Source organism: Acidobacteriota bacterium, from assembly GCA_021161905.1.
In the GTDB taxonomy this organism is placed as follows: domain Bacteria; phylum Acidobacteriota; class B3-B38; order Guanabaribacteriales; family JAGGZT01; genus JAGGZT01.
Genome location: JAGGZT010000064.1, coordinates 38,967 through 55,998, shown reverse-complemented (window position 1 = coordinate 55,998; position 17,032 = coordinate 38,967). Strand labels below are relative to the sequence as shown.

11 protein-coding genes and 2 pseudogenes are annotated in these 17,032 nt (G+C 51.6%); 12 read left to right on the top strand and 1 reads right to left on the bottom strand.

The features are described from left to right. Window positions 1-5 precede the first annotated feature (5 nt). The 11 genes and pseudogenes from rpoZ to J7L64_08920 all read left to right on the top strand — a co-directional run bounded on the left by rpoZ (window position 6) and on the right by J7L64_08920 (window position 15,435). Complete coding sequence (gene rpoZ, locus J7L64_08970) at window positions 6-227, top strand: DNA-directed RNA polymerase subunit omega (GenBank protein ID MCD6452473.1); 222 nt, start codon at window positions 6-8, stop codon at window positions 225-227. Next, a pseudogene (coaBC, locus tag J7L64_08965) lies at window positions 228-1,429 on the top strand (bifunctional phosphopantothenoylcysteine decarboxylase/phosphopantothenate--cysteine ligase CoaBC). Then, window positions 1,426-2,082 carry a uracil-DNA glycosylase gene (locus J7L64_08960; GenBank protein MCD6452472.1) on the top strand — a complete coding sequence of 219 codons (657 nt, stop codon included), beginning with the start codon at window positions 1,426-1,428 and terminating at the stop codon, window positions 2,080-2,082. The pseudogene coaBC and the gene J7L64_08960 overlap by 4 nt, the downstream one beginning before the upstream one ends. Further along, window positions 2,072-4,195 carry a primosomal protein N' gene (gene priA, locus J7L64_08955; GenBank protein ID MCD6452471.1) on the top strand — a complete coding sequence of 708 codons (2,124 nt, stop codon included), beginning with the start codon at window positions 2,072-2,074 and terminating at the stop codon, window positions 4,193-4,195. The genes J7L64_08960 and priA overlap by 11 nt, the downstream gene beginning before the upstream one ends. Before the next feature lie 23 nt (window positions 4,196-4,218). Further along, a complete protein-coding gene (gene guaA / locus J7L64_08950; protein ID MCD6452470.1) occupies window positions 4,219-5,763 on the top strand; it encodes a glutamine-hydrolyzing GMP synthase in 1,545 nt (514 codons plus the stop codon). Window positions 5,764-5,766: 3 nt separating this feature from the next. Continuing rightward, window positions 5,767-9,248, top strand: a pseudogene (locus tag J7L64_08945) (DNA polymerase III subunit alpha). 67 nt (window positions 9,249-9,315) lie between these two features. Next, window positions 9,316-10,278: an acetyl-CoA carboxylase carboxyltransferase subunit alpha gene (locus tag J7L64_08940; GenBank protein MCD6452469.1), complete on the top strand. Its 963-nt coding sequence runs from the start codon at window positions 9,316-9,318 to the stop codon at window positions 10,276-10,278. 108 nt (window positions 10,279-10,386) lie between these two features. Further along, window positions 10,387-11,337, top strand: a complete 951-nt coding sequence (locus J7L64_08935; GenBank protein ID MCD6452468.1) for an ABC transporter ATP-binding protein — start codon at window positions 10,387-10,389, stop codon at window positions 11,335-11,337. After that, complete coding sequence (locus tag J7L64_08930) at window positions 11,334-12,104, top strand: ABC transporter permease subunit (GenBank protein ID MCD6452467.1); 771 nt, start codon at window positions 11,334-11,336, stop codon at window positions 12,102-12,104. The genes J7L64_08935 and J7L64_08930 overlap by 4 nt, the downstream gene beginning before the upstream one ends. A gap of 2 nt (window positions 12,105-12,106) precedes the next feature. After that, a complete protein-coding gene (locus J7L64_08925) occupies window positions 12,107-13,681 on the top strand; it encodes a GldG family protein (GenBank protein MCD6452466.1) in 1,575 nt (524 codons plus the stop codon). Beyond that, window positions 13,678-15,435 (top strand): DUF4340 domain-containing protein, encoded by a 1,758-nt coding sequence (locus tag J7L64_08920; GenBank protein MCD6452465.1) that lies wholly within the window; start codon window positions 13,678-13,680, stop codon window positions 15,433-15,435. Before J7L64_08925 ends, J7L64_08920 begins: the two co-directional genes overlap by 4 nt. On the opposite strand, the gene maf is transcribed toward J7L64_08920, so the two are convergent. After that, the gene (gene maf, locus J7L64_08915) at window positions 15,419-16,003 is read right to left on the bottom strand and encodes a septum formation inhibitor Maf (GenBank protein MCD6452464.1); all 585 of its coding nucleotides are present in this window, start codon (window positions 16,001-16,003) and stop codon (window positions 15,419-15,421) included. The two genes, J7L64_08920 and maf, sit on opposite strands and share 17 nt — an antisense overlap. A 69-nt stretch (window positions 16,004-16,072) precedes the next feature. On the opposite strand from maf, the gene J7L64_08910 reads away from it, so the two are divergent. Further along, complete coding sequence (locus J7L64_08910; protein MCD6452463.1) at window positions 16,073-16,999, top strand: hypothetical protein; 927 nt, start codon at window positions 16,073-16,075, stop codon at window positions 16,997-16,999. Window positions 17,000-17,032: the final 33 nt, after the last annotated feature.

The following is a 17,032-nucleotide window of genomic DNA, read 5'->3' as shown; positions in this document are numbered from 1 at the left end:
AAAAAATGACCGAGAAGAAGGTTGATCTCTTTAGCAATCGTTACCTTTTCGTAACCTTGGCTTACGAGCGATTGAAACAGTTGGAAATGGGGAAAAAGCCCAAGATAGAAACCGATAAGAAGAAGCTGACCTCCATTGCCCAAGAGGAAGTAGCCCGAGGGTTATTCTCCTACTCGGTGCTCCCCAAAGAAGAGGAGAAAAAAGAAGAGGAAGAAGAAACGGAATAGGTGGGGGGATTATTGGGTAAGATAGTCCTTGGAGTAACCGGTAGCATCGCCGCCTATAAAGCGGTTCACCTCCTCAGGGAGTTGGTAAAGGGGGGGGAGGAGGTAGTGGTGGTACTCACCACCAATGCCAAAAGATTTATTTCCCCTCTCACATTCGAGGCGCTTTCGGGCAACAAGGTGATGGATGATCTTTTCCCCGAGCCCTCCTCACCTGAGATCGCCCACACCTCGCTGGCTGATTCCTGTGATCTCCTGGTGGTGGCTCCAGCAACCGCAAACATAATTGGCAAGTTCGCCTCTGGAATAGCCGATGACTTCCTCTCCACCTTCTTTCTCTCAACCGATGCTCCGGTGATCATCGCCCCGGCGATGAACCACCGGATGTGCGCCCACCCGGTAGTTCAGGAAAATATCGAGCGATTGAAAAAGCGTGGGGTAGTCTTTGTCGAGCCAGAAGAGGGCTATTTAGCCTGCGGTGCTGAGGGGAAGGGCAGGCTCGCCTCGCCCGAGCGTATCGCTTCGGTTTGTTTTGACATCCTCGGTAAAAAAAAACACTTAAGGGAATCCCCTTCGTCATAACCGCCGGTGCCACCAAGGAGTGGCTTGATCCCGTCCGTTTCATCAGCAATCCCTCCTCTGGTTTGATGGGCTTTTCCCTGGCGGAAGAGGCACAAAGGAGGGGAGCAAAGGTCATCCTTATCGCCGGCACCACCCATCTCGTCCCTCCTTATGGGGTAAAATTTATCCCAGTAAATACCACCACCGAGATGAGAGAGGCGGTGTTATCCTCACTTTCCCCAGATTCGGTACTCATTATGACTGCTGCAGTCGCCGATTTCCGCCCAAAGGAGAAGGCAAAGGAAAAGATCAAAAAAGAGGGGAAAGGCGAGCTAACCCTGAAGTTAATACCCACTCCGGACATCCTTGCCGAGATTGGGGAAAAGGGTTTAGGAAGACTGCGCGTGGGCTTCGCTGCTGAAACAGAGGATATCGTGGGGAAGGCGAGAAAAAAGCTCTCCCGGAAAAACCTCGACCTCATAATAGCAAACGATGTCTCTTCCTCTGAAGCCGGTTTTTCCTCTCCCTTCATCCTGCCGGTGATAATTGAACGCGAGGGGAAAATACATCGCTTCCCCCGAATAAGAAAAGAGGAGTTCGCCCGGCATCTCATCAATATTATCGAGGAGAGGTTAAACCGATGAAGGACGATCCGATCATCCAGCTCAGGGAGCATCTAAAATTCTATCGCGAGATCGGTGTTTCTTTCCTGAAGGTTGAGGGAAAGAAGGAGCGCCTTTTAGCGCTTGAGAAGGAGACTTTATCCTGCCGTCGTTGCTCCTTGTGGAAGACGCGGACCAAACTCGTATTCGGAGCAGGAAGCCCTGATGCAGAGCTGATGCTCATAGGCGAAGCTCCGGGCTACAACGAGGATAAGGAGGGACTTCCCTTCGTAGGGCAAGCGGGAAAACTTTTAAACCGTATCCTCGCCGCCATAAACTTATCCCGAAAGGAGGTCTATATCGCCAATGTGCTCAAATGCCATCCTCCGGGAAACCGCGACCCAAAGCCTGAGGAGAGAGAGGCTTGTAAGCCCTTCCTTCTTAAGCAAATAGAGATCATCAAACCAAAGATAATACTTGCCCTCGGCGCTCACGCCGCCCGCACCCTTCTTGAGACCGAAGCGCCCATCTCGGCACTCAGGGGGAGGGTGTGGTATTTCGCCGGCATCCCCTTGATCGCCACCTTCCATCCAGGCTTTCTTCTCCGCAACCCGGGAAGAAAGCGGGATGTCTGGGAAGATGTAAAAAAGGTACGAGCGTTCCTCGATGAGGGAAGATTCCCCAATGAAGGATAAGATCGCTGAAGTAGCCTTCCCCCTTCCTCTCCTAAGTTCCTTCGACTACCTTATCCCCGAGGCTCTGAGGGGGAAAATAAAGCGGGGAATGCGGGTGGTTGCTCCCCTATCGGGAAAACCCGAGTTCGGCTTCGTCCTTCGGGTGAAGGAGGAATCGAGCATTCCGGAAAGTGAGCTCAAGGAGATAGAGGAACTCCTCGATGATGAGCCGCTCCTTCCCTCCCACCTCATCGAACTTGCCCTGGAAGGAGCAAAGAGATACTTCGGCTCCCCGGGGCTCTATCTCAAGTCTGCCCTTCCCGAGCTCCTCTCCCGAAGAAGCACCCCTCGATACTCGCTGAGCGAAGAGGGCAGAAGAAGGCTCTCCTCAGGAAAAATCCGGGAACGAGAAGGAGAGATCCTCGCCATAATCGGCGAAAAGGAACTCTCCCTCCGCACTCTAAGGCAAAGGTTCAGGGGAAAAACTATCGACCACTACCTGGCAAAACTGAAAAGGGAAGGGCTTATTGAATGTCGTTATCCCATCACCGCAAGAAGGGCAGGAAAACAAGAAGAAGAAAAACCCTTAGAGAAAAAGGAGAAGAAAGCTCCTCTTGCTGAAAACATCTTTAAGAAAAGAAAACCTCTTCTCCTTTTAGGAACGAAGAAGAAACGGAGGGGTAAATACCTCGAGCTCGTGGAAGATATAATCTCCCAGGGGAAGGGGGTGCTCATCCTTCTTCCGGAAATAAGTCTTCCTTTCTTCTCCCTTCTTTCCTCCCGGTTCGGGAAGCTCGTGTCCTTGATCACGGTAAGACTGACCCCAAAACAATATCTCGATGAATGGCTCAAAATAAAGGACGGAAAGAGAAGGATCGTAATCGGGGCAAGGACTGCCCTATTTGCTCCCATCCCCGATTTAGGGCTGATCATCGTCGATGATGAAGAGGACCAAGCACATTACCGGGAGGAAACGCCCCGTTACAATGTGCGAGAACTCGCCCTCATCCGGGGGGAGCTCGAGGGGGTACCGGTCGTCCTCGGCTCCTTCTTTCCCTCTTTCGAATCCTACTTCCGAGCAGAAAAGGGGGAGTTCACCCTTCTAAAACTGGAGGGGGAAACACCTCCCCGGATCGAACTCATCGATATGACTTCCGAGTTCAAAAAGAGGGGAAGAAAGATCCTTTCAGAACCGCTTATCGCGAGGATGAAGGAGTGCCCGGGAAAGATAATCCTCATCCTCGATCGAAAAGGGTATGCCTCTTTCCTTATGTGCCGTGCCTGCGGTTTCATTCCCCGTTGCCCTAACTGCAGTGTGAGCCTAACTTATCATAAAAAAGATGGCGTCCTCCGCTGTCATTACTGTGGAGAGGAAAAAGCCCCCTTGAAGGTCTGCCCTGAATGCGGGGAAAGGTTCATCCACTACCTCGGCGAAGGAACGGAGAAGCTGATGGGAGAAGTAGAAAAACTCTTTAGCGGGAGGAATATAATAAGGGTAGATACCGATGTGGTGAAAAAACCCGAGGATATCGAACGAGTATGGGAGGAGATGAAGAATCTGTCGCCCCCCCCGATAACCGTGGGCACAAGGCTCGCTCTAAGAGAGGAGTTTGCCGAAGGAGCGGAGCTCATCGCCTTCTTAAACCCGGATCCCGCCCTTAATCAGCCCCATTTTCGAGCAGGGGAGAGGGCTCTTCAGCTCATAGGCAAAGGGGCTTGCCAGGCAAAGGAGGTCTTCATCGAGACCTACCATCCGAAACACTATGTGATGAAATCCGCCTCTTCCCTCGATTGGGAGAGCTTCTACGAGGAGGAAAAAGCGCTGAGGAGGGTTATGCGCTACCCCCCCTTCTCCCGGTTGATAAGCATTGTGATAAGCGGAAAGGGAGAAGACCACACCTTGAAGAAGGCGGAACGCCTCGCTTCAACGATGAGGGGAAAAAGAGGGAAGAAGGTGGTTATTCTCGGTCCTGCCCGGGCAGGTCTCTTCCGGCTTCGGGGGAGGTTTCGCTATCAAATCATCTTAAAGGGAGAGGAAGAGGAGATCCGTAGTCTCCTTCTTTCCACCCTCAGGGAGACGAAAATCCCCCCAGCCGACCTCTCAATCGAGGTAGACCCGGAACGCCTCCTGTAGTAAACTTACCCTTGAGGGGAGAGATGGAGGAGAAGGAAAGAATAGTTATCTTAGATTACGGGGCGCAATACAGCCAACTCATTGCCAGGAGGATAAGGGAGGAAGGGGTATATGCGGTAATCCTCCCCTACTACTCCTCGCTTAATGAAATCACCTCCTCAAATCCGGCGGGGATAATTCTATCCGGCGGTCCTGCCCATGTATTTGAGCCCGGGGCACCCCTTGCCGATCTCAAGCTGTTCGACCTGGGAGTGCCCATCCTGGGCATCTGCTATGGAATGCAAATCATTGCTCATCTTCTCGGGGGGAAGGTAGGATCAGCAAAAGGGAAAAGGGAATACGGTAATACGGGGGTTGAAATACTCTCCAAAAGCCCTCTTTTTTCCGGGCTATCCAATAAGATCACCGTTTGGATGAGCCACGGCGATGTAGTTCTCGAACCCCCAAATGGATTTTCGGTGATAGCTAAAAGTAAGGAAGGAACGATCTCCGCCATAGCCAACGAACAGAAAAGGATATACGGGGTTCAGTTCCATCCCGAGGTCACCCATACCCCGGATGGAAGGAAGATACTGGCAAACTTCGCCAAGAAGATCGCCAAGGCTCCTGCAAACTGGACGATGAGCGCCTTTGCCGAGAGGGCGATAGCCGAGATAAGGGAACAGGTAAAGGATAAACGGGTGCTTGCCGCCTTAAGCGGGGGAGTTGATTCTACCGTTACCTCCGTCCTCATTCATCGGGCAATAGGGGATCAACTCGTTTCCATCTTCGTCAACACCGGGCTCCTTCGGGAAGGAGAAGCGGAGGAGGTGCTCTCGTTCTTAAGAGAAAAGGTGGGACTTAAGGTGCGCTATCGCGATGAGACAAAGCGTTTCCTCTCCTCCCTGAAGGGGGTGCTCGACCCGGAGGAAAAACGGAGGAGAATAGGCTACACCTTCATCCGTACCTTCGAAGAAGAGGCGGTAAAGCTTGGGGAAATACCCTTCTTGGCTCAGGGGACCCTTTACCCCGATGTCATCGAGAGCCGTCCTGTAGCCGGACCCTCTGCTACCATCAAGACCCACCACAATGTAGGAGGTCTCCCTCAGGACCTCAAATTCAAGCTGATAGAACCGCTCCGCTTCCTCTTCAAGGACGAGGTAAGGAGATTAGGAGCGGAGCTTGGTATTCCTGAAGAGATCCTCAACCGCCACCCCTTCCCCGGACCAGGGCTTGCCGTCCGCATCGTGGGAGAGGTAACCGAGGAAAGGCTCTCCCGCCTGAGGAGGGCGGACGCCATCTTCATCGAGGAGCTCAAGAAGGGCGGCTTTTACGACAAGGTATGGCAGGCGTTCGCTGTGCTCCTTCCGGTGAGCTCGGTTGGGGTTATGGGTGATGAACGGGCATATGGAGAGGTGGTAGTGCTCCGCGCTGTCACCTCGGAAGATGGAATGACCGCCGACTGGGCGGAGCTTCCCCTCTCTTTTTTAGGAAGGGTGGCTAATCGAATCGTGAACGAGATTCCGGGAATCACTCGGGTTGCTTACGATATCAGTTCGAAACCCCCAGCCACTATCGAATGGGAGTAGAGGATGGATGAGGTAAGGTTTGTCCATCTACATAACCACAGTGAATACAGCCTACTCGATGGAGCGATCCGCCTTCCTGAGCTCATTGAGACGACGAAAAAACTCGGGATGAAGGCGGTGGCACTTACCGACCACGGAAACCTGTTCGGTGCCGTCACCTTCTCTCATCTGGCGCTTGAAGCGGGGGTAAAACCGATAATAGGAAGTGAGGTCTATATCGCTCCGGGAAGCAGGTTTGAGAAAACCCAGATTCCCGATAAAAAAGGGGAGCCCTGCTTTCACCTCCTCCTTTTGGTGGTGAACCACAAGGGATACAAGAACTTGGTGAAGCTGGTAACCGCCGGCTACCTCGAGGGATTCTATTATAAACCGCGGATAGACAAGGAGCTACTCGCAAATCATTCGGAAGGGCTCATTGCCCTTTCCGCCTGCCTTCAGGGAGAGATACCTTACTATCTTCTCCGAGGAGATGAGAAGAAGGCGGAAGAATGTGCCGGTGAGCTTTCCGAAATAATGGGGAGGGGAAATTTCTTCCTTGAGATACAGGATCACAGTATTCCTGAAGAGCGGGAGGTGGCGAAAAAGCTCATCGGGATGGCAAGGAAGCTCGACCTTCCCTTAGTGGCTACCAACGACTGCCATTATCTCAAGCGTGAGGATGCGGTGGCTCATGATGTACTTCTCGCCATCCAAACGGGAAGAAGCATAAGCGATAAGGAAAGGCTTCGCTTTACCGGCGATCAGTTCTACCTCAAATCGCCGGAGGAGATGGCGAAGCTCTTTGCTGAGATCCCCGAGGCGCTTGAAGCTACGGTGGAGATAGCGGAAAGGACCCACTTCGCCCTAAACTCCGCTGAGCGCTCCTATCATCTACCTCGCTACGAGGTTCCTTCGGGCTACACCCTGGATAGCTACCTGGAGAAGGTGGCGCGAGAGGGATTTTCCAATCTCCTTCATCAACTTCAGGAGCGGGAGAAAAAGGGAGAGTTAAAAGCCTCCATAAGGGAATATGAAAAAAGATTGGAGCAGGAGCTCGCAACCATAAGGGAGACCGGGCTTTCTGGCTACTTTCTAATCGTCTGGGACTTCATCCAATTTGCGAAGAAAAAAGGGATACCGGTAGGACCGGGAAGGGGCTCCGGGGCAGGGAGCTTGGTCGCTTACGCCTTGGGGATCACCGAGATAGACCCGATAGAATACGGGCTTCTCTTCGAGCGCTTCCTGAACCCGGAACGGGTGAGTCTTCCCGATTTCGACATCGACTTCTGTATGCGCCGTCGGGGGGAGGTCATCGACTATGTAACCAGGAAGTACGGTAAGGAGAATGTCGCCCAGATAATCACCTTCGGTACTATGGCAGCGCGGGCAGTGGTGCGAGATGTGGGGAGAGTGCTCGATCTCCCCTACGCCGAGGTGGACCGAATAGCTAAGCTCATACCCTTCGAGCTCGATTCCTCGCTTGAGCGGGCGGTAGGAGCGGTTCCCGAACTAAAGGAGCTGGTCGAGAAGAACCCCCAGGTGAAACAGCTTATCGAGATCGCCCTGAAGCTCGAGGGGCTCACCCGCCACGCCTCAACCCACGCCGCTGGGGTAGTCATCACCCCGGAACCACTCACCGAATTGGTCCCCCTCTATAAAGGAAGCAAGGGTGAAATCACCACCCAGTACGCTATGGGAGACCTCGAGCGGTTGGGGCTCCTCAAAATGGACTTCCTCGGACTCCGCACCCTCACCGTGATTAAAGAGACAATAGACAACATCAGGGAAACGAGGGGCGAGGAGCTCGATATCAAGAAAATCCCGCTTAATGATAAAAAGACCTTCGAACTTTTCTCCCGAGGAGATACCTCAGGGGTATTCCAGTTTGAGAGTATGGGGATGAAAGACCTCCTCCGCCGTTTCCGACCCGAGCGGTTCGAGGATCTGATCGCCCTGAACGCCCTCTACAGACCAGGACCAATAAAGAGCGGGATGGTGGAGGAGTTCATCGGGAGGAAAAATGGAAAGATAAAGATCACCTATGAGCACCCTGACCTTGAGGAGATACTCGCTGAGACCTACGGAACCATCGTCTATCAGGAACAGGTGATGCGCATTGCCTCCAAGCTCGCTGGCTTCTCCCTCGGTGAAGCTGATCTCCTCCGCCGGGCGATGGGAAAGAAAAAGCACAAGGTAATGAAGGCACAACGGGAGAAGTTCATTAAAGGGGCGAGGCAAGAGGAATACGGGAAAAGAAGGCAAAAAAGATCTTCGATTGGATGGAACAGTTCGCCAGCTACGGCTTCAACAAATCCCACTCCACCGCCTACGCCCTAATAGCTTACCAAACTGCCTATCTTAAAGCCCATTATCCGGTGGAGTTTATGGCAGCGCTTCTCACCTCGGAATGCGATAACACGGATAAGCTGGTAAAACACATAAATGAATGTCGAGAGATGGGCATAGAAGTCCTCCCTCCGGATATAAATGCGAGCTACGCCACCTTCACCGTGGAGGGAAAAGCCATCCGCTTTGGCCTTGCCGCCATAAAGAATGTAGGGGTGTCCGCTGTATCCTCAATCGTCGAAGCGAGAAAAGAGCTCGGCGCTTTCAAAACTCTGGAGCAGTTCTGTAGCTATGTCGACCTTCGTTTGGTCAACAAAAGGGTGATAGAGAGCCTGATCAAAGCGGGAGCGTTCGATTCCCTCGGGGTCTCACGGTCAAGGCTTCTCGCCGGTTTAGACAAAGCAATAGAACGGGCACAGCGGAGGCAGGAGGAGCGGGAACGGGGGCAAACAAGTATGTTCGATGTATTCGCCGAGGAGAGAGAGGTTGAAGAACTCCCCAATGTCCCAGAGTGGAACGAGGCGAAAAGGCTCGCTTATGAGAAGGAGGTACTCGGCTTCTACTTCTCAGGGCATCCCTTGACTAAATACCAGAAAGAGCTTCAAAGCTTGAAACATCATTCAACCCAGGAGGTGATTCCAGAGAACAAGGGAAGGGAACTCATTTTAGCCGGGGTTATCTCTGAGGTGAGACGGCTCACCACCAAGAAAGGAGAACCGATGGCGGTGATCGTGGTCGAAGACCTTGAAGGGAAGGCTGAGGTTCTCATCTTCCCTAAGGTTTACGAAGAGGCACGCCATCTCATTCAACCAGAAAAGGGGGTGCTGATAAAAGGGCGGGTGGATACCAACAAAGAGGATAAGGTGGAACTCCTTGCCTCTGAAGTAATACCACTCACCGAGGCAAAGGAGCGTCTCGCGCGAAGATTGGTGGTGGAGATCGACCTAACCAAAATTAGTGAGGAAGGACTCCTCAGCTTGAAAAAACTGATAGGCGAAAGACCTGGTGAATGTGAGCTACTGCTCAAACTCATTGCCCCAGGGAAATTTGAAGCTTTTGTAAAAGCAGATAGATCACTCCGCATATCTCCAAAACCGGAGGTAATTGACAAAATAGAAGAACTTATCGGGAGAGGTAAAACTACCCTCCTCTTCGAATAGGTTTTCTATCCTTGACAATCATCCCCCCTTCTGGTAAGTAATGTAAGTCTGATGTAAAAGAGGTGAGATGAGAAAAGCAGCTGGAGATTTTGAGGTCCCTCTTATAGAGCTTGAAGCAAAGCTCGAGGAGCTGTCTTCCTATACTGATCCCACCCCAGAGATAATAAAGAAAAAGGAAGAATTGGAGGCAGAACTTGAGAAGAAGCGGAAGGAGATCTATGGGAATCTCACCCGATGGCAGAAGGTCCTTATGGCGCGCCATCCGGAACGCCCTTACACCCTGGATTACATTGAGCTTCTATTCGACGATTTCCTCGAGATCCATGGAGACAGAAGGTTTGCCGACGATCCGGCAATAGTAGGGGGGATCGCCTTTTATAAGGGGATGCCGGTAGCGGTAATCGGCCACCAGAAGGGGCGAGACATCAAGCAACGGCTTCACAGGAATTTTGGACAGGCTCATCCTGAGGGATACCGCAAAGCACTTCGCATTATGAAGCTCGCCGAGAAATTCGGGCGACCAATCATCTCCTTCGTGGATACGCCGGGAGCTTTCCCAGGGATCGGGGCAGAGGAACGAGGTCAGGCTGAGGCTATTGCCTATAATCTAAGGGAGATGGCAAAGCTCAAGGTTCCCTTCCTCATCATTGTAACCGGGGAAGGAGGCTCTGGTGGTGCCCTGGGGATCGGGGTGGGAAACCGGGTATTGATGCTTGAGTACGCCATTTACTCGGTAATCTCCCCTGAAGGATGTGCTGCCATCCTTTGGCGAACCCAGGAGAAGAAAGAAGAGGCGGCGGAGAACCTACGGCTTACCGCCCAGGATCTTTACAATTTTGGGGTAATAGATGAGATAATCCCCGAGCCACCTGGTGGTGCTCAAGCCAATCCCCGGGAAATGGCAGAGATCCTCGATGGATATATAGAACGGCATCTCAAAGAGCTCTCCAAGCTATCCCCTGAAGAGCTCAGGGAACAACGGTATCAACGATTCCGCAAACTCGGCGTATTTGAAGAGGTTCCTCCTTAATACTTATCCTTAAAACCCTCACCCCTTACAATTTTTCCTTCAATTTCCTGCTTATAAGCCTTATTATCTAAAGAAGAAGGATATGCTTACCTTCTCAAGGAGGCGGCAATGATAGAAGTGGAAAATCTCACCAAATACTACGGGAGTTTCCCCGCGATAAAGAATATAACCTTCAAGGTAAAACGGGGAGAGATCCTCGGCTTCCTCGGTCCAAACGGAGCGGGAAAGACAACCACGATGCGGATACTCGCCGGCTTCTTCCCCCCAACCTCTGGAAGGGCAGCAGTAGCGGGATACGATGTGTTCGAAAAATCGCTCGAGGTGCGAAAGAGGGTGGGCTATATGCCAGAGACGGTTCCCCTTTATAAGGATATGACGGTGAACGAATACCTCAATTTCGCTGCTACGGTAAAGGGGGTTCCCTCGGATGAAATCGAAAAGAAAGTGGACAAGGTAATGGGGGAATGCGGCATAAAAGATGTGAGGAACAAACTGATCGGCACCCTGTCCAAAGGATACCGGCAACGGGTAGGGATAGCCCAGGCATTGGTGAACGATCCCGAGGTGCTCATTCTGGATGAACCCACTATCGGTTTGGATCCCAAACAGATAATCGAGATCAGGGAGCTAATCAAGGGGTTAGCCGGAGAGAGGACGATTATCCTCTCCACCCACATCCTTCCTGAGGTCAGTATGGTCTGCAGTCGGGTGATCATCATAAACGAGGGGGAGCTGGTAGCGGTTGACACCCCGGAGAACCTGAACAAAAAGCTCTCCGGGAAAAGCGAGCTCAGGGTAGAGGTCGCTGGCGATAAGGAGAAGGTGGTGAAAAGCATCCGCTCCATCCCTGGGGTGGTAAATGTGGAGGAAAAGGAAAAACGGGGGGAAAACTCCTACCTCTACCTCATCGAGGCGGAAAAGGAACGGGATATAAGAGGGGAGCTTGCCTCTAAGATCGTCTCCTCTGGGTTCTCCCTCCTTGAGCTCACCCCGGTAGGACTCTCTTTGGAGGATATCTTCATCAAGCTGGTAACCGAGGAAGGGGAGGTGGTCCAATGAGAAACTTCGCTGCAATATTTAAAAAGGAGCTGAGGACCTACTTCACCTCCCCCATCGCCTATGTGGTAATGTTTATCTTCCTCCTTCTCGCCGGGTTTTTCTTTTATTCGGGATATGCCTATTTCAATCTGATAAGCTTTCAGGCGATGAGGAGTGCCTATGCGATGGCGGGGGTGAATGTGATCGATTGGGTAGTAAGGCCATTATTTGGCAACATAAGTGTATTCCTGATGTTGATTATGCCGCTTCTCACTATGCGCCTCTTCTCCGAAGAGAAGAAAACCGGTACCATCGAGCTTCTTTTCACCTATCCTATTCGCGATTCGGAGCTTCTCCTCGGGAAGTACATCGCCTGTCTCACCGTCTTCCTCGTAATGTTGGGAGCGACCCTCGTTTACCCTTTGATGATGGCTACCTTCGGCACCCTCCCTTGGGGACCAGTCCTATCAGGGTACTTGGGGCTCATTCTCTTAGGCGCCTCATCCATCGCCTTAGGGATATTTGCCTCCTCTCTCACCGAGAACCAGATCGTGGCAGCGGTGCTTGCTTTCGGGGTACTCCTTTTCTTCTGGGTCATCGGCTGGGCGGCGAACTTCGTCCCCCCAAAGGTGGGAAATGTGCTCACTCAGATATCCCTCCTCCAGCACTTCGACAACTTCGCCAAAGGGATAATCGACACTAAAGATATCGTCTACTACCTCACCCTGATCCTCTTCTTCCTATTTCTCACCCTTCGTTCACTTGAATCTAAGAAATGGAGGGGCTAAAGATGAATCGCTTCTTTCAGATAGGACTTTTAGCCGGTTTGATACTCATTGCTGCCGGTTTCTTCATCTATACCATAAGAGGGGAACTTACCCGACTTCCCCTCGGGCTTCTCCTTGCTGGGGCAGCTCTCGTCCTTGGCTATCTCGTGTTCAACTTCGAGGAGATAAGAAAATATCTCCTTAGACGATCCACCAAGTATGGAGCGAATGTGGCGCTCCTCATCCTCATTGTGCTCGCCATCATTGTGCTGGTCAATGTGCTCGCCTCAACCCACAACAAGAGGTTCGACCTAACCGAGGAGAAAAGGTACTCTCTCTCCCCCCAAACGGTGAAGCTTCTTAAAAGCATCCCGGGTGAGATCGAGGTAATCTGCTTCTACACCCAGGGAAACCGTGCTCGAACCCGGATGGAAGACCTCCTCTCCCAGTACCACTACATCAACAAGAAATTCCACTACCAGTTTCTCGACCCCGATCGTAACCCAGCAAAGGCAAAAGCCTATGACATAAAGTTCGACGGCACCACTGTCCTCCGTTACGGGAAAAATGTGGAGAAGATCGTTGGAGCAAGCGAAGAAGAGGTAACCAACGCCCTGATCAAGGTAACCAGAAAGAAGGAGAAGGTGATCTACCTCCTTGAGGGCCATGGGGAACATTCGATGGAGAATTACGAGGCTGGCGGGCTCTCCACCTTGAGGGAGGCGCTCATCAAGCAGAACTATGTGCCAAAGAAACTAATCCTTCCCGAGAAAAAGGAGATCCCCAGCGATTGCGACCTTCTCATCGTCGCTGGTCCTAAAGTCGATCCCTTCGACTGGGAGATAAAGGAGATCACGAATTACATCGACCAAGGGGGAAGTGCCATCTTCCTCTTGGAACCGTTTGCTACCCCGAAGCTGGTCGCTGCCCTTAAGAAGTACGGTTTTGACATTGGGAACAATGTCATCGTCGACAGGTTCAGCCGGGTACTCGGCGGAGACTACCTCATCCCGGTAGTCTCAAGCTATCTCTCCCACGACATCACTAAGGGTTTCAACATTATGTCCTTCTTCCCCTATGCGAGATCGGTAGGAAAAGTAAAAGAACCTCCTGAGGGGGTTACTATTCAAGCCCTTGCCCAAACCAGCCCCCAGAGCTGGGGAGAGGTCGATGAGGCGGCGCTTCGGGCGGGCCATGCCTCATTCGATCCAGGAAGGGACCTGAAGGGTCCCGTTCCCCTCGCTGCTGCTGCTATAATCGAGCCCAAAAAGGAAGCAGGAGAGGGGGGGAATAAAGAAAAGGAAGAGGGAACAAAACCGGAAAGAAAGGCACGGGTGGTCGTCTTTGGCGACTCCGATTTTGCCACCAATACCTATATCGCCCAGCAGGGAAACGAGGACTTCATCCTTAACGCAATAAATTGGGCAGCCCAACAGGAGGAGCTCATTTCCATCCGACCGAAGAACCCCAAGAGTACCCCGGTTACCCTCACCTTGACCCAGGGTAGGCTCATCTTCTTCATCCCGGTGGTGATAATGCCCGGAGCGGTCGCCATCATCGGGCTGATAGCGATAATGCGAAGGAGGAGGAAAAGATGAGCTTCAAGAAGACGATCATCTGGGCATTCATCCTCGCCCTGGTAATAGGGGTCTATTACTTTGAAAAAGAAAGGGCGGAAAAAAAGGAGAAGAGGGAGCTAAAGGCAAAGGAACTTACTGATATCAAAGAGAAGGACATCATCGGGGTGACCCTGATCACCCCGAGGGAAAAGATAGTGGTAGAAAAGGATAAGACGAAACGGGTCGGCTTTAACATCGTTCAGCCGATAGAGACGAAGGCGGATACAGAGGCGGTCTACCGGCTGGCAAGGGCGGTTATCGACCGCGACTGGGAGAAGGTAGTTGCCAAAAAGCCCAAAGATCTTGCTCAATTCGGACTGGACAAACCCTACATCACCTTCACCGTGAAGACAAAGACGAAAAGGTTCACCATTCTCATAGGAGACGACAGCCCGGTGGGTTATTCCGCTTACGCTAAGATCAAGGGGAAGCCGGAAGTAATTATGGTGAGCCGTTCTATGAAGAACGAGCTCGATAAGACCTTGTTCGACATCAGGGATAGAACCCTCCTCCCCTTCAGGGCAGAAGATGTCCGTAGATTCCGCCTCTTCCTCAAGCAAAAGGAGATAGCTGCCGAAAAAGATAAGGAAGGGAAATGGGAACTTACCTCTCCCCTCAAATTCCCTGCGGACGAGGAACGGGTAACCTCCTTCCTCAATGAATGGGAGAAGGCTCGGATCAAGGCCTTTGTGAGCGAACATCCAAAAAGCCTCATCCCTTACGGACTGGAGAAACCTGAAGGAGAACTTTCCCTCTTCATCGGTGAAGGACTGGCGGAGCAAAAGCTCCTGATCGGGAAGAAAAACGATGATGATACTGGCTACTATGCAAAACGAGGAACGGGAGATACCGTTTTCGTTGTCCCCAAGGAGCTGATCGAGGACATCCCCCTCGCTACCATAGAATGGCGCGATAAGCATCTACTCTCCTTTGATCAGGATAAGGTAGTGCGCTTCGAGGTAGAAGCAAAAGGGGAGCGTACTGTGGTCCAGAAAAAGGGAGAGGACGAATGGGAACTCACCTCACCGATAAAGGTAAAGGGTGATACCTGGGAGATATCGGGACTTCTCTCCAATGCCCGGTTCAGCAAGGCGAAAAAACTCATCGACAACCCAGGAGAAGATGCAACCTACGGCTTCGACAGGCCTAAGGCTTCGATCGCCATCTACCTAAAAGGGAAGAAGAAACCGCTTAAGCTCATCATCGGCAAAAAGAGCAAAACGCCAGAGGGCTATTACGCCAAAACCAACCGGAAAGATGTAGTATATCTCCTGGAAACAGAGGATGGTGAACGGTTCATCAAGACGAGCTTCGACCTCAGGGATAAGGTGATCTTCTCCTACGAGCATGATAATCTCTCCCGCTTGGAGATAACCTTTGGGAATGAACGGGCAGTAATAAAGAAGAAAGGGGAGAGCTTCGTCGTCACCGAACCAAAATCGCTTCGGGGAAAGAGGACCGAGGCGGAAGACCTCGTCTGGGAGCTCGATACGGTCAAGATGCGGAAGATAGTGGAGGAGAAACCAGTAGATCTCTCCCGCTATGGCCTCTCAAAACCAAAGGCTCGAGTGAAGGCACAGCTCAAAAAGGGGAAACTTCCCGAACTTCTGATCGGGGCTGAGGCAGTAGCCGGGGAGAAGGTTTATGCCAAGCTTGCTAACTCCCCTGCGATCTATCAGATAGATTATTCGATATACGAAGGGATAAAGAAGTTATTTAAGAAGGAGAAATAAGGGAAAGACCGGCTCTTTTCGCCAACTGGTAAAGAAGGGGAAGGGGTAGCCCAACTACATTAGTATAACAGCCATCGATACGCTCTATGAAGAGGGACCCTAATCCCTGAATGCCATAGGCACCCGCTTTATCCATAGGTTCGCCGGTCCTTATATACCAATCTATTTCGGCTTTTGAGAGAACGGTAAAGCGGACGAGCGTCTCCTTATGGTCGAGGAGAAGCTCTCCGCTTTCTTTCTTATAAAGGGCGACGGCGGTTATCACCTTGTGTGTTCTCCCTGAGAGTTTTTCGAGCATCCTCCTTGCCTCATTCTCATCTTCCGGCTTCCCCAACACCTCCCCATCTATCACCACCACCGTATCGGCAGCGATGACGAACTCCGCCTTCACCCTCTCTGCTACTTGAAAAGCCTTCTCCTTCGCTATCCTCCGAGCGAAATCTGCTGGTTCCTCTCCCTCTCTTTTCTCTTCAACAATAGAAGCGGGAACAGGTTCAAAGGTCACCCCAAGCATCTTAAGGAGCGATATCCTCCGAGGAGACGATGAAGCAAGAACTATCCGGCTCATACTCCTCCCTCTCTTAGTTTAAAAGCGGGAATATGATATCATAAAAAGAACTAAACGGAGGGGAAGAAAATGACGAGGAAAATATGGATTATTGTCCCCCTGCTCTTCGGTTTGAGCTTGTTCCTTCCTCCCTCTTCTGAGGCGAAGAAGGAAAAACCCCATCTCATCATCGTCTATTCCTCCTCAGTTAGGGGAAGCCTCCGTCCCTGTGGCTGCAAAATACCAGCAGGAGGGATAGCAAGGAGATCTACCTACATCAAAAAGGTGCAAAGGGAATACCAGGGCACCCCCATTCTCATCCTTGATGGAGGAAACTTCACCACCGCCTACACCCGAGAAGGGGAGATAAAGAGCCTCTATCTCACCCGGGCGATGTCCCTGATGGGTTATACCGCAGCAAATATCGGGCAAAGGGAGTTTCACCTCGGTAACCCCCTCTGGAAGAAACTGAGGAAGGAGGCTCGCTTCCCCCTCATTTCAGCCAACATCGAGGAGAAGGGGAAATACCCTTTCCGCCGTTTCCTGATAAAGCGATTCCCTAAGGAAGGGATCAGTGTGGGCATTACTGGCATTCTTCCTCCAGTAAGACGCCTCTACCCAGGGGACGAAACCTCAAGAACCACAAACCCAGAAAAAGCATTGGAAGAGCTCATCCCAGAACTGAGGAAATCCTGCGATATAGTGATCCTTCTTTCGGCAATGAAGATGACAGATAGCGAACGGCTGGCAAGAGAGGTTCCCGGTATAGACATCATCGTCGGTAGCTACTCTTTCAACCTCACCAAAGAGCCAAAGACGGTAAATAACACCTACATCCTCTACGGGGGAAGCGGGGGCAAGAATCTGGGCCTGATCTTTCTCTACCTAAATGAAAAGCGGAAGATCCGCTTATTACGCCATAAATTGGTTCTCCTTGATCCAAAGATAAAGGATGATCCGATGATGCTTAAGCTCATTAAACAAGCAGAAGAGGAGATCAACCGCCCCCCAAGGTAGAAGGCGAAGCTTAAAGAATCCTTAAATAAAATC

What these genes read in the sequence shown, in the direction of transcription:
- J7L64_08920 (MCD6452465.1), top strand. Translation starts at nt 13,678, where the DNA reads ATGAGCTTCAAGAAGACGATCATCTGGGCATTCATCCTCGCCCTGGTA.
- J7L64_08940 (MCD6452469.1), top strand. Translation starts at nt 9,316, where the DNA reads ATGAGAAAAGCAGCTGGAGATTTTGAGGTCCCTCTTATAGAGCTTGAA.
- J7L64_08910 (MCD6452463.1), top strand. Translation starts at nt 16,073, where the DNA reads ATGACGAGGAAAATATGGATTATTGTCCCCCTGCTCTTCGGTTTGAGC.
- J7L64_08930 (MCD6452467.1), top strand. Translation starts at nt 11,334, where the DNA reads ATGAGAAACTTCGCTGCAATATTTAAAAAGGAGCTGAGGACCTACTTC.
- J7L64_08935 (MCD6452468.1), top strand. Translation starts at nt 10,387, where the DNA reads ATGATAGAAGTGGAAAATCTCACCAAATACTACGGGAGTTTCCCCGCG.
- rpoZ (MCD6452473.1), top strand. Translation starts at nt 6, where the DNA reads ATGACCGAGAAGAAGGTTGATCTCTTTAGCAATCGTTACCTTTTCGTA.
- maf (MCD6452464.1), bottom strand. Translation starts at nt 16,003, where the DNA reads ATGAGCCGGATAGTTCTTGCTTCATCGTCTCCTCGGAGGATATCGCTC.
- guaA (MCD6452470.1), top strand. Translation starts at nt 4,219, where the DNA reads ATGGAGGAGAAGGAAAGAATAGTTATCTTAGATTACGGGGCGCAATAC.
- J7L64_08960 (MCD6452472.1), top strand. Translation starts at nt 1,426, where the DNA reads ATGAAGGACGATCCGATCATCCAGCTCAGGGAGCATCTAAAATTCTAT.
- priA (MCD6452471.1), top strand. Translation starts at nt 2,072, where the DNA reads ATGAAGGATAAGATCGCTGAAGTAGCCTTCCCCCTTCCTCTCCTAAGT.
- J7L64_08925 (MCD6452466.1), top strand. Translation starts at nt 12,107, where the DNA reads ATGAATCGCTTCTTTCAGATAGGACTTTTAGCCGGTTTGATACTCATT.